The 12,356-nt window shown below is 70.9% G+C and carries 12 protein-coding genes; 5 read left to right on the top strand and 7 right to left on the bottom strand.

Annotation, left to right across the window (positions count from 1 at the left end):
* Positions 1 to 6: 6 nt before the first annotated feature.
* The 3 genes from ACFWY5_RS15095 to ACFWY5_RS15105 form a co-directional block, all read right to left on the bottom strand.
* Positions 7 to 984: an LLM class flavin-dependent oxidoreductase gene (locus tag ACFWY5_RS15095; protein ID WP_379632331.1), complete on the bottom strand. Its 978-nt coding sequence runs from the start codon at positions 982 to 984 to the stop codon at positions 7 to 9.
* A gap of 294 nt (positions 985 to 1,278) precedes the next feature.
* The gene (locus ACFWY5_RS15100) at positions 1,279 to 2,655 is read right to left on the bottom strand and encodes a hypothetical protein (protein ID WP_379632332.1); all 1,377 of its coding nucleotides are present in this window, start codon (positions 2,653 to 2,655) and stop codon (positions 1,279 to 1,281) included.
* A gap of 249 nt (positions 2,656 to 2,904) precedes the next feature.
* A complete protein-coding gene (locus ACFWY5_RS15105; RefSeq protein ID WP_379632334.1) occupies positions 2,905 to 4,098 on the bottom strand; it encodes an MFS transporter in 1,194 nt (397 codons plus the stop codon).
* A gap of 72 nt (positions 4,099 to 4,170) precedes the next feature.
* On the opposite strand from ACFWY5_RS15105, the gene ACFWY5_RS15110 reads away from it, so the two are divergent.
* Positions 4,171 to 5,013, top strand: coding sequence for a LysR family transcriptional regulator (locus ACFWY5_RS15110; protein WP_379612744.1), 843 nt, complete (start codon positions 4,171 to 4,173; stop codon positions 5,011 to 5,013).
* Here the strand turns inward: ACFWY5_RS15110 and ACFWY5_RS15115 are convergent.
* The 3 genes from ACFWY5_RS15115 to ACFWY5_RS15125 form a co-directional block, all read right to left on the bottom strand.
* Positions 4,973 to 5,695, bottom strand: coding sequence for a 2-phosphosulfolactate phosphatase (locus ACFWY5_RS15115; protein WP_379632336.1), 723 nt, complete (start codon positions 5,693 to 5,695; stop codon positions 4,973 to 4,975). The two genes, ACFWY5_RS15110 and ACFWY5_RS15115, sit on opposite strands and share 41 nt — an antisense overlap.
* Positions 5,696 to 5,712: 17 nt before the next feature.
* Positions 5,713 to 6,519 carry a hypothetical protein gene (locus ACFWY5_RS15120; protein WP_379612746.1) on the bottom strand — a complete coding sequence of 269 codons (807 nt, stop codon included), beginning with the start codon at positions 6,517 to 6,519 and terminating at the stop codon, positions 5,713 to 5,715.
* A gap of 123 nt (positions 6,520 to 6,642) precedes the next feature.
* Positions 6,643 to 7,665, bottom strand: coding sequence for a zinc-dependent alcohol dehydrogenase family protein (locus ACFWY5_RS15125; RefSeq protein ID WP_379632338.1), 1,023 nt, complete (start codon positions 7,663 to 7,665; stop codon positions 6,643 to 6,645).
* Positions 7,666 to 7,847: 182 nt separating this feature from the next.
* Between ACFWY5_RS15125 and ACFWY5_RS15130 the strand changes: the two genes are divergently transcribed.
* The 4 genes from ACFWY5_RS15130 (at position 7,848) to ACFWY5_RS15145 (ending at position 11,600) form a co-directional block, all read left to right on the top strand.
* Complete coding sequence (locus tag ACFWY5_RS15130; RefSeq protein ID WP_379632340.1) at positions 7,848 to 8,789, top strand: sulfite exporter TauE/SafE family protein; 942 nt, start codon at positions 7,848 to 7,850, stop codon at positions 8,787 to 8,789.
* Positions 8,790 to 9,149: 360 nt separating this feature from the next.
* The gene (locus tag ACFWY5_RS15135) at positions 9,150 to 9,554 is read left to right on the top strand and encodes an RrF2 family transcriptional regulator (RefSeq protein ID WP_379632342.1); all 405 of its coding nucleotides are present in this window, start codon (positions 9,150 to 9,152) and stop codon (positions 9,552 to 9,554) included.
* Between the two features lie 192 nt (positions 9,555 to 9,746).
* Positions 9,747 to 10,058, top strand: coding sequence for a hypothetical protein (locus tag ACFWY5_RS15140; protein ID WP_379624443.1), 312 nt, complete (start codon positions 9,747 to 9,749; stop codon positions 10,056 to 10,058).
* Positions 10,059 to 10,169: 111 nt separating this feature from the next.
* Positions 10,170 to 11,600, top strand: a complete 1,431-nt coding sequence (locus ACFWY5_RS15145; RefSeq protein ID WP_379632344.1) for a Gfo/Idh/MocA family protein — start codon at positions 10,170 to 10,172, stop codon at positions 11,598 to 11,600.
* 51 nt (positions 11,601 to 11,651) lie between these two features.
* Here ACFWY5_RS15145 and ACFWY5_RS15150 read toward each other — a convergent pair whose 3' ends face one another.
* Positions 11,652 to 12,299: a TetR/AcrR family transcriptional regulator gene (locus ACFWY5_RS15150; RefSeq protein WP_379632346.1), complete on the bottom strand. Its 648-nt coding sequence runs from the start codon at positions 12,297 to 12,299 to the stop codon at positions 11,652 to 11,654.
* Positions 12,300 to 12,356 lie beyond the last annotated feature (57 nt).

Raw genomic sequence — 12,356 nt, forward strand, 5'->3', positions numbered from 1 at the left:
GACCGGTCACGTGTTGAGTTCGGCCAGCCAGCCGAGTTGCTCGGCGCGGTCGTCCACGGTGGGCGCGTTCAGGCCGACGATCACCCGGGTGGCGCCCGCCTTGCGGTAGGCGGCCAGCCGCTCGCGTACCCGCTCGGGCGTACCGCACAAGGCCAGGGTGTCGATGAGATCATCGGGGACCTCCTCCATCGCCTCGCCCAGGTCGCCGTCGAAGTAGGCGTCCCGCACCCGCCCCGCCGCCGAGCCGAACCCGAGGCGATGGGCGAGCCGGTTGTAGAAGTTGACCCCCCGCGTGCCCATCCCGCCCAGGTACACCGCCAGCATCGGCCGGATCAGGTCACGGGCGTAGTCGGCGTCGTCGTCCACCATGGCCATGACCATCGGCGAGACCTCCACCCCGGCCACGTCCCGTCCGGCGCGGGCCGCCCCGGACCGCAGGTGCGTCATCGTCTCGGCGAGGTGCTCGGGCGGGAAATGGATCGGTAACCATCCGTCGGCGATCTCCCCGGCCAGTTCCACCGCCTTGGGCCCCATGGCCGCCAGATGGATGGGCAACGGCTGCCGCGCGGGCGAGACGGTCATGCTCAGCGCCTTGCCCCGGCTGTCCGGCAACGGCAGCACGATCTCCGGCCCGGCGTGCTCGACCGGCCGTCCGTCCAGCGCCTTGCGTACCACGGCCACGTAGTCACGTAAGTGGGCCAGCGGGCGCGCGTACCTCTGCCCGTGCCACCCCTCGGCCACCTGCGGCCCCGACGCGCCGAGCCCGAGCAGGAACCGCCCGCCCGACACCCGGTCGACCGTGGTCGCCGTCATGGCCGCCGAGATCGCGGTACGCCCCGTCACCTGAATCACGCCGGTGCCCAGCCCGATCCGCTCGGTACCGGCCGCCAGCCAGGCCAGGGTGGTCGCCGGATCGACCCCATAGCCCTCCGAGGCCCACGCCGAGTCGTAGCCGAGCCGCTCCGCCTCACGGACCAGAGCCAACTGGGCATCATGACCGGCCGCCACGGGACCGAGAGTGCCGATACTGAATCCGAGCCGCACTGCCCGCCTCCTCGTAGGCCGATCTCGGCCTACTCTCCCGCAGAAGCCGCGCCGAAACCAGAGGCGAAGTTTCGCGCTGCGAGAAGGGCCCACCCGCCAATCACCGAGGGGCGGGTAGGCCCCTTCGACGCCCAGGGCCGTGCAGCCCGGGTCCCTAGCGCGCCTGCGGGCTCAAGTGTTCCCGAGGCGTTCTGTCACCGTACGCTTACGCGAGCGGCGCGGACAGGCCCAGAGTCAGCACACGAGGTTGACGCAGGTGAGCGACAGCACTTGCCGGTTGCTGCCGTAGGAGCCGGTGGTGTCACCGCGGTACTCGTTGACCAGCCACAGTTCGTTGCTGGCCGGCCAGAAGGACAGGTTCTGCGCGTTGCCCGGCGCGGTGGTCAGATAGCTGGTGGTGATCCGCGATCGGTCGGCCGAGATGATCACTTGGTGCAGGCATGATTTGCGGTACTGCGTGCCGCCGGCGTTGACGATCGACTGGGACACCCCGCCCACGGTGACGTGCGGCATGTAGGAGACCGCTGGATAGCCGTTCGGGCACAGTCCTTCCATGACGCCCATGTCATCGGAGAACACCGCGCCCTGCATGTCCCACACCGGACTGAACCAGGCCTCCCGGGGCCGGACCAGGCCGTCGGCGCCCTCCTCGAGCCGGGCGGTGACGGAGTCGAGCGGCCAGCGGACGACGCGTCCCGAGGCGGCCTGCACGTGCTCCACCGTGATCAGGCTGTCGGCGCCCGACCGGTCGAGGGAGACCCCGCTGAAGCAGGGCCGCGGCCCCGTGACTCCGGCGCAGCCGCCCGCGTCCCGGAACCGGTAGTAGCCGATCTGCGGCAGCGCGAAGCCCGACCAGGCCGCGGAGCAGACCCCGCTCACGCAGCCGACGTTGCCGGAGGAGGTGGAGTTCATCCGCCAGAACTGGGTGAGGTCGAAGACGCGGACGACCCGGCCGGCCGGGTCGCCTCCGGCGAACAGGAACAGCTTGTTGCCGTACCACGTGAGGCCGTCGGCGTGGCTGTTGATCTCACGGAACCCCTCGGCCGAGCCGTCGGGCTCGACGAGCAGGGCGTGCCGGTAGTTCTCCGCCGTCGCGCCGGAGAAGCCGGTGAAGGTCACCCTGGCCAACTGGTTGGCCTGCCAGCGCGGGACCGCGTTCGCGGGGAATGTCCCGTTGCGCCAGCTCACCGCGGTGATCTTCTTGCCGGGACAGCCGGGGCACGGCGGGTAGTTCACCGAGCCGTTCATGGCGTCGCCGCTGCCGGTGATGCCCTGGGGGTACCAGTTGGCGGTGGTGGTGTCGGTCGTGTCCCAGCAGTAGCCGGTGGAGGCGATGTTCGGCTGCAGGTTGGTCCCGTTGTTCCAGGCCGCGCCGTGGCAGAGCGGCCTGGCCGTATGGCCGCCGGGGGCCAGGAGGTCGTTCAGGGTCGTCTTGACCACGGGGAACCTGGCGGCGACGTCGTCGCGGTCCGCGATGGTCTCGTGGTAGCGCAGGGGGCTGATCTGGGCGAGTTCGGTGCCGGTGAGCGCCCGTCCGGTGGCGGCTGCCTGGGCGGGAGCGGGCAGGGCCAGTAAGCCGGCTAAGAGCAGGACGGCCGAGGTGCGTCTCATGTTCGCGATCTTGCCTGCGGCCGTGGGGGCGGTCATCGCACCGATTCCGGTATTTCATCCGAAATCCCCTAGGTACTCGTGGCCTACCAGGCGATCGCGGAGAACGGCTCCTCACCCTGCCAGACCCGCCGGCGAGGAAGAGCCGGACCGGCCTGCCCGGCCGGCGTGAATGGCATCCTGGACGACATGACCGTGTCTCCGCTCCCTGCCCACACTGGCCGGGCTCGGCGCCGCGATAATCTAGCCGGCTCACTTTCCGGCCGGTACGCGTGTGTACGTCGCCTTGGCGGGTGACCGGCGGGAGAGCAGGTAGCCCGTCAGAGCGGCGAGCAGGCCGGCCAGGCCCGCGGCCACGAAGCCGCCCGCGGGCGCCGACGCGTCGATCGCCGTCCCCACGACCGGGGCGCCGAGTGCGAAGCCCGCGCTCGCGGCCGAGGCCTGCAGGCCGGTCGCCTCGCCCCGCACGCCGACCGGCGCCAGCCGGCTCACCGCGTCGGAGACCGTGGAGAGGGTCGGCGCGGTGAGCAGCCCGGCGCCGATCACGGCCACACACAGCCACCGCCAATCGTGGGCGAGACCGGCCGGAATCGTCACCAGCCCGAGCAGGCCGAGCAGCAGCCAGGTGGGCATCGGCCGCGGCAGCGCTCCGTACACCAGACCGCCCACGACGGAGGTCACCCCGAGCACTGCGACCACCACGGCCGCCCACGAGAGCTGACCGGTTTCCTCAAGAGTGGCGACGATGGCCAGGTCGACGCCGCTGAGCAGCATCGCGACGCCGAACCCCATCGTCAGAACGGCGACCATGCGCGCTCCCAGCCACTCCCGGCGCCGGGGCCGTTCCGCCGCCTCGCCCTCCCCCTCGTCCGCGGCCCGCAGCGGCGGGTTGAGCAGGGCGATCCCCGCTCCCCCTGCGACGATCACGGCGCCCAGGCCCCAGGCCACCACGCCGGGGGAGATGCTCGCCGCGAAGAGGATCACCACCGCCGGGCCCACCACGTACGACAGCTCGCCCACCACCGACTCCAGCGCGAACGCCGCCTGCCGTTGCCCGGAGGTCGTCATCGCGGCGACCGCCTGCCGGGTGACCGCCTGGACCGGCACCATCAGCAGCCCGGCGGCGAAGGAGGCGGCCAGCAAGATCACGTACGGCATGATCGGCACGGTCAGCCAGAAGACGATCTGCGGCACGATCGTGACCACCAGCACGGCACGCAGGCCCCGCCGGTCGATCATCCGGCCCAGCAGCGGCCCGCCCAGCGCGACACCGGCGGTGAGCGCCGCCACCACGCCACCCGCCGCCGCGTAGCTCATGTCGAGGGCGAGCACGACGTACATCGTCAGCGCCATCGCGTCGGCCGTGATCGCGGTACGAGCGAGCAGCGAGACGCCCAGCAGCGGCGACATCCCCCGCACCGCGAGCACCTGGCGAAATCTCGTCATTGATCTGACGGTAGGTCGTCCGTGCGGCTATAGGAAGTCGTTAATTCGTTGTGCCGGATATAATGAACGCTTATGGCACGCGACCTTGAGACCGCATTGCTGCGAACGTTCGTCACCGCCGTGCGAGCCGGCAGCATCAGCCGTGCGGCGGCGGCGCTCGGCAACACCCAGCCCGCGCTCAGCCAGCAGTTGCGCAGGCTGGAGAGCGTCGTCGGCCGTCCGCTGCTGCACCGGGCGCCGTCCGGCGTGTGGCCGACCCGGACCGGCGAGGAACTCCTGCCGTACGCCGAGCGCATTCTCGCGCTGTCGGCACAGGCGCTGGCCGAAACCGGAGGCGCGCTCACCGGGCACTGCGGCGTGGGGCTCCTCGAGGATCTCGCCGTCTCCCGCCTTCCGCAGGCGCTCGCCGACCTGGCGCGGCTGCATCCCGAGGCGACACTGGAGGTGCTCATTCTGTCCGACGCGGCGATGCGGCAAGCCTACGACACCGGCCGCGTCCAGCTCGTGCTCGACGAGGTGCCGGACCTGCCCTGGCCGCCGCGCTGGACGGTCCGCCTGCCGCTGGTCTGGGCGGTCGGGCACGGCGTCGCCGTCGACGCCGATCCGCTGCCGGTGGTGCTGTTCTCCAACACCTGCGCCTGGCGTACGGCGGTGCTGGACGCGATGGAAGGCAGCGGGCGGCGCTGGCGGGTGGCGTTCGAGAGCAACAGCCTGGCCGGAGTTCTCGCCGCGCTGCGTGCCGGGCTCGGGGTCGCCGCGCTCATGCCCGCCAACCTCGATCCGGCCATGGCCCGCCATGACGCGGCCGCTTTGCCCGCGCTGCCGGACGTCGAACTCGGCCTTGCCCGCCGCCCCGGCACCGAAGGCGATGCGCTCATCGACGCCGTGGAGACCGCGCTGCGGCGGATGATCTGAGTCCGGGTTCCGGTCGCAGGACCATGAGCGCGTCCTCCAGGGTCGCCACCATGGCGAAGGGGAACCGGTCGAGTTCGAGACAGAGCGCGACGTCGTCGGGATGAACTCCCTCACGTACCCCCTGCGCCAGTTCGGCGGCGGCGCGCGAGCCGGCGGCACGGCGCAGGTACTCGGCGGCGTCCGCCCCGGCCTCGTCGGCCCTCCGGGCGATGTACTGAGCGCAGGCCAGATCTTCGTCGGCCCGCCCGTCCTCGCCGGTGACCACGAACGTGACGCCGTCGCCCGCGCGCGTCCGCAGGAGCCGGGCCGTCGCCTCCGCCACGACGAAACTGGCGCACAGCACCAGCGACGCCTCCTTGACCGCGAGCGCGCCGACCGTCCCGGCCGTGGTCTTCTGCACGACGGTCCGGCCGCCGAGGTCGGCGGACCGCAGCAGGCCCGGCGAGTTGACGGCGTCGAACCCGGGTGCGGCCGGGCCGTCCTTGAGCGTCACCCAGTCCGGGTGGCGGGCCTTGAGCGCCAGGGCGTCGTCGAGCGACTCGGCAAGAACGATCTTCTCAGCGCCCCGCGCGAAGGCCCAGGCGGCCACGGTGAAGGCCCGCATGACGTCGACGACGACCGCCACGGACGGAGCTTCGACCAGATCGGGGATACCAAGGAAACGGGCGTACATTCCGGACATGTTCGCACATGCTCGGCCTACGAGCGCAGGGCGCCGATCTTCCTGAGCCACTGGTCGCAGTTGGCGCAGGCGGCCCTGGGCTGCCAGCGCTGCGAGGTCACCTTGCCCTCCCAGCTCCCGCCGGGGTGCCAGACCAAGGCGTTGAAGACCAGCGTGTTGCGCGGGATCTGGTTGAGCGCGGTGACCGGCGCGGGCTGCCCGTGCAGGTACCTCTTCAGCGCGTCCACCTCGGCGCACGACTCCTGCGGCCAGTCCATCGCCTGGTGGGTGCCCTCCAGGAGCCGGGCGATGAGCGGGTGGTCGGGGAAGCCGTGCTTGTCCTTGCCGCTGATGCCGGTGTAGAGCTGCGTGGCGTCACCGACGACGGCCAGCCCGGCGATGACCCGGCCGTTCTTCTTGTCCAGCGACATCATCCCGGCGGCGTTCTGCCTGCTGAGCGCGAGCGCGCCGGCACTGGCCCGGTTCTTGGCGTCGGTGATCGCGGCCGCGTTCATGGCCTGGGCCTGCCGGTCGCTCTCGACCAGGTCCTTCGCCTGCTGGTCGGCGACGTAGTAGTCCCAGGCCCCGTAGTCGCTGTCGCTCGCGAGCCATTTCCCGAACTCGTCGACGGCGGTGGCCGGAGCGCCCTTGTTGGCGAGGAAGCTCTCCATCGACCTGAGCTTCTTCTCCAGCGCCTCCATCGCGTCCTGGCTGAAGGCCGAGTGCGGCGTGTACGACGCGGCCAGCGCCGACACCTGCGTGCGCCTGCGGTAGAACCAGTCCTTGATGGCCTGCGCCGAGGCGGTGGAGGCGGGGATGGGCGCGTAGAACTGGTAGGGCTCCATGGCCGGGTCCTTCCTCGGAGGAGACGCCGCCTGCGGGACCGTTCCAAGGCGGCGGGTCAGCTCAACGTATGCCGCGGGCCGTCCGGGAAGAACCCCTTGCGCCTGTCCTGAAGCGGACGGGGGTTACGGCCGCAGCAGCACCTTGACGGCGCGGCGCTCGTCCATGGCCCGGTAGCCCTCGGCCGCCTGGTCGAGAGGGAGGGTCAGGTCGAAGACCTTGCCGGGGTCGATCCGGCGGTCGCAGATCAGCTCGATCAGCTCGGGAAGGTACTGGCGTACCGGCGCGGGACCGCCGTGCAGGTGCACGAGGGAGAAGAACAACTCGTCGCCCGGCAGGGCGACGTCGTGCGCGACGCCGACGTATCCGACGTGACCGCCGGGGCGGGTGGAGCGGATGGCCTGCGTCATGGATTCCTGGGTGCCGACGGCCTCGACGACACTGTGGGCGCCGAGCCCGCCGGTGAGTTCCTTGATCCGGGCCACGCCCTCGTCGCCGCGTTCGGTGACGATGTCGGTGGCGCCGAACTCCATCGCGAGCCTCTGCCGGGCCTCGTGGCGGCTCATCGCGATGATGCGCTCGGCGCCGAGCTGCCTGGCCGCGAGCACCGCGCACAGCCCGACGGCCCCGTCACCGACGACGGCCACGGTCTTGCCGGGGCCCGCCTGGGCGGCTGCGGCGCCGAACCAGCCGGTGCCCAGCACGTCGGAGGCGGCCAGCAGACTCGGCACCAGATCCGGGCCGGGCGTGCCGGGGGTGGCGACGAGCGTGCCGTCGGCGAGCGGGATACGCGCCAGCTCGGACTGGGTGCCGACGGCGCCCATCATGACCCGCTGGACGCACCCGCTCTGGTAGCCCGAGCGGCAGATCTCGCAGGTGTTGTCGCTTGCCACGAAGGAGCCGACGACGAACTGGCCCGGCCGGACGGTGCTCACCTGACTGCCGACCTCTTCGACGACGCCGACGTACTCGTGTCCCATCGGGGCGGGGCCGTCCATCTTCGCGATGCCGCGGTACGGCCAGAGGTCGGAGCCGCAGACGCAGGTCGCCGCCAGGCGGATGATCGCGTCGGTGGGCTCGACGATCGCCGGGTCCTGGCGCTGTTCGACGCGGACGTCGCCTGGGGCGTGCAGCACTACTCCACGCATGGTGGGCTCCTTCGTGGCCGGCTCCTTCCATCCCCCTGTTTCCGCGAACGGGCCGGGGCATCTGAGCCCGGGGTGTTTCTTTGCCTCGGCAGGCGGTGTCCGAACCGTGACTTGACGTCCACCCTCCCCACATTCACGATTATGTCTACTTGTTTAGTAGGAATTACCGGAAAGGGGATGTGGTGCGCGCACTCATCCTGCTCGGCCTGGTGGGATTAGCGGCCCAGCTCGTCGACGGCAGCCTGGGCATGGCCTACGGCGTCACCTCCACCACGCTGCTGCTGGCCATCGGCACCAACGCCGCCGCCGCCTCGGCGACCGTTCACCTGGCCGAGATCGGCACCACGCTGGCCTCGGGCATCTCCCACTGGCGGTTCAACAACGTCGACTGGAAGGTCGTCGCCAAGATCGGCGTCCCGGGCGCCATCGGCGCCTTCGCCGGGGCCACGTTCCTGTCGAGCCTGTCGACCGAGCTCGCGGCGCCGATCATGTCGATCATCCTGCTCAGCCTGGGCGTTTACATCATCGTCCGCTTCACCGCGTTCGGGCTGCCGAAGGGCAACCTGGGCAAGCCGCTGCGCAAGCGCTTCCTGGCACCGCTCGGCCTGGTCGCCGGGTTCGTGGACGCGACCGGGGGCGGCGGCTGGGGGCCGGTCGGCACGCCGGCCATTCTGGCCAGCGGCCGGATCCCGCCGCGCAAGGTGATCGGCTCGATCGACGCCAGCGAGTTCCTGGTCGCGATCGCGGCCAGCGTCGGCTTCCTGATCGGCATCGGCTCGGAGAACATCAACTTCGCCTGGGTCGGCGTCCTGCTGCTCGGCGGCGTGATCGCCGCACCCATCGCCGCCTGGCTGGTCCGGCACATCCCGCCGCGCATCCTGGGCTCGGCCGTGGGTGGCGTGATCGTGCTGACGAACGTGCGTACCCTGCTGCGCAGCGACTGGATCGACGCGCCCGGCAACGTACAGGCCATCGCCTACCTCGTCATCGCCGTGATCTGGGTGGCCGCGATCGTCTACTCGGTACGCGAGTACCGGCGCGACAAGGAGAACGAGTCCGTCGAGGCCATCGAAGCCGAACTGCGGCAGCGCGCGGCCGAAGAAGGGGAGAAGAGCCCCGCCTGATCATGCCAGCGACGCTTCCCGGCCGTGTCACCGGCCGGGACCGCGGGACCGGAGCCGTCACCCGACGCGCGGTCCCGCGATCGGGGACAAGCCGCGGGGGGCGGTGATGACGGAGATGACACCGGCCGTACCGGCCGGTTTCGTGATGGCCGCGCTCGGCACGCCGAGCGCGGTCTTCGCGCTGCCGCTGGCAGACGAGCTTCGCGCTGCCGGTGGAGAGCTTTGCGCTGCCGCCGGAGACGAGCGTGCCGCGGCCGTCCGGTCCCACCCCTGCCGCCCCACCCGCCCGCACCTCCCGTCAAGGACACCCCGACACCAAGGAGCCCCTTTCGTGAAGCCGAGCCATCACCGGAGCGGCACATGACGCGCACCTCCGCCCGTACCCAATACGCCCTGCGAGCCATGGTCACCCTCGCCGCGGCCGACGGACCCCTGACGGCCGGGCGCATCGCGACCGGCCAGGACATCCCCCGCCGGTTCTGCGACAACATCCTGCTCCAGCTACGCCGCGGCGGCCTCGTGATCAGCATGCGCGGCCCTGAGGGCGGCTACCGCCTGGCCCGCCCGCCCGAGACGATCTCCCTGGCCGACGTCATCGTGGTCGTCGAGGGCATCGACCAGGACCAGGACCACTTCCCCGGCGCGGCCGCGCCCCTCGCCGCCGTCTGGAGCGAGATCCGCGAGCACGAGACCCGGCTCCTCAGCGAGATCACCCTCGCCCAGATCGTCACCACCTTCCGCGGTCACAGCACCCGCGCCTCCTGACCCCACCCAGCCGGCGGGCCGTCCGCGATCCCGGCCCCGCCCGGACGCCGGGTCGCCGGACGGGCGCGCGGGGTTGACGTGCCACCAGAGGCACGTATCTTTCGCTTAGGAAAGTTTCCTAAGAATTCCCTCTGCCGCACGACCCGGAGTCGGGGCGTGCGGAACCATCCGCCACCAGTACTAGGAGAGGGTATGAGAAGAACCCTGCGCGCCTTAGCCGCGACCGCGCTCGCGGCGGGAGCCATCACCGTCGCGTCGGGCGCGCTGAGCCCGGCATCGGCCCAAGCCGGTGACTGTGAGTACGCCATCGGCCAGAACTCGTTCTCCGCCCGATGCGCCACCAGCGGTCCCGCCTACCAGTTCCGCGCGTGGGTCCAGTGCGTCAACGGCCGCAGGGACGGCGGCTGGACGACGACGAACAGCGGCCAGTGGAGCATCGCCAGCTGCGGACCATGGTGGATCGACCGCCTGAGCTACGGCCTGGACACGCGCCCGGTCCCCTGACGTGGACAAGGCGGTACCGCCGCGGCGATCGCCTTGATCTCTGACACCGGACAGTTGACACTGCTCACTATCGGGGAAAAGTCACTGTCCACGCTCCAGGGAGTGATCGCCGTGGCCCCTCCGCATCCTCACACCCCCTCCCGCCGCCGATTACTGAAGTCCGGCATCGTCCTGGGCGCCGCCACCGGCATCGCAGGCACCACCACCGCCGCCGCCTGGGAACCCGCTCGCGACCCGCGCGAGAAGAGCATGGTCAACGTGCCGTTCGAGGGTTTCGAGAAGGTACGGACCGGGCTCATCGGGCTCGGCAACCGGGGCGGCGGCCAGGATCTGCGGTTCGCCGCCGTCTCCACGGTCACCGCCGTGTGCGACATCCGGCCCGAACGGGTCAGCCGCACCATCGCCCGCATCATGGAGCAGGGCTTCCAGGACGTCGAGCCGGTCGGATACTCGGCGGGCGAGGAGGACTTCCTCAAGCTCGTCCAGCGCGACGACATCGACCTGATCTATATCGCCACCCCCTGGGAGTGGCACTACCGCCAGGCCAAGGCGGCCATGGAACACGGCAAGCACGTCGCCGTCGAGTTGCCGATCTCCCCGCACCTGGAGGAGATCTGGAACCTGGTCCGCACCTCGGAACGTACCCGCAAGCACTGCATGCTCCTGGAGAACGTCAACTACTTCCGGCCGGAACTGCAGATGTTCAACATGGTACGGGCGGGGCTGTTCGGCGACCTGCAGCACGGTTCCGGTGGCTATGTGCACGATCTGCGCTGGCCGTACCTGTTCGGCGGCGCCTACCACCCCGAGCACTGGCGGCGGCGCTGGCAGACCCGGATGAACGCCCTGCACTACCCCATGCACGGCCTGGGGCCGGTGTCGGCGTCCATGGGCATCAACCGCGGCGACCGCTTCGACGAACTGGTCGCCGTGGCGTCCCTGCCCAAGGCGCTGGCCCTGTTCCGCGAGGAGGACTCCCGGGTGGGCCCGGATCACTCGTCGTGGCAGGACAGGCCGTACATCTCGGGCGACCGGCACACCTGCTTCCTCACCACCGCCGGTGGCCGGTTCATCCGGGTCGAGCATGACGTGAACTCACCGCATCCGTACACCAGGGAGACCACGCTCACCGGGACCAGGGGGTCGATCGAGCTCGACAACGCCCGGGTCTACCTCGAGTCGCTCGGCCACCACGACCACGCGTGGCGGACCGGCGGCGCGTACACCGGCATTCTGAAGCAGCACGACCACTGGCTGTGGCCTTTGCTGGAACGGCTGGCCGGCCAGTACGGCGGGCACGGCGGCGGCGACTTCGTCTCCATCTTCCGCCTCGTCCAGCTGATGCGGCTCGGCATGACGCCCGACATCGACGTCTACGACTCGGCGGCGTGGTGCTCGGTGATCCCGCTCAGCCACGAGTCGCTGAAGACCGAGCGGCTGCGCCCGGTCAAGGTGCCCGACTTCACCCGCGGCCACTGGAAGGACGCACGGCCCACCTTCGACCGCCCCCAGCCGGACGACCCGCAACTCCGGGGCAGATAGCCGGCTGGCGGCGCGTCTCGGTGCCCTGCGATGTCCGAGCGAAGGGTGCCGTCAATCGCCGCCGAGGTCGGCCAGGCCGATGTCGCCGTCGGGCAGCCGCCGGTTGTCCGGGTGGGCGCGCAGGCCGTCGAGCATGAGCGCCAGGTAGCGGTCCACGCCGCGCTGGGTGAGCTCGGTACGCAGGCCGGGCATGGGCCGCAGCAGCAGGGCCGTCATCATCGCCAGGTCGCCGGCGTCCACGTCGCGGCGCAGGACGCCGTCGGCCTGGGCGCGGTGGACGAGCCGGTCGAGGATCTTCAGCAGAATCCGGCGCAGCCGCCGTTGCTCGGGGTCGTCGTGGACCCGCTCCCAGGTACTGGCGAACCAGATCGACAGCCAGGTGGCCAGCCGCAGCTCGGCGGCGGCCCGGTGGATGAAACGCGACAGCGCCTGCCAGGCGTCCGGCTCCTCGTCCTCGGCGTCGCGCGCGATGGCGACCACGCGGTGGAAGCCGTCCAGCGCGACCTCGCGCACCAGCGCCTCGCGGTCGGGAAAGCGGCGGTAGAGGGTGGCGGTCCCGACACCGGCGCGGCGGGCCACCTCGTCCATCGGAACCTCGGCGCCGCGCTCGGCGAACAGCACGCGGGCCGCCTCGATGATCTGCTCACGGTTGAGCCTGGCATCGGCTCGGAGCTTGCGACCGGGGCTCTCGTTGTCCACTCCAGCAGTATACGGAAGGATCTCAGTCATTTATGCTAAGTAAGTGGGTGATCTTCT

It is taken from the genome of Nonomuraea sp. NPDC059007, assembly GCF_042740555.1.
Classification (GTDB): domain Bacteria; phylum Actinomycetota; class Actinomycetes; order Streptosporangiales; family Streptosporangiaceae; genus Nonomuraea.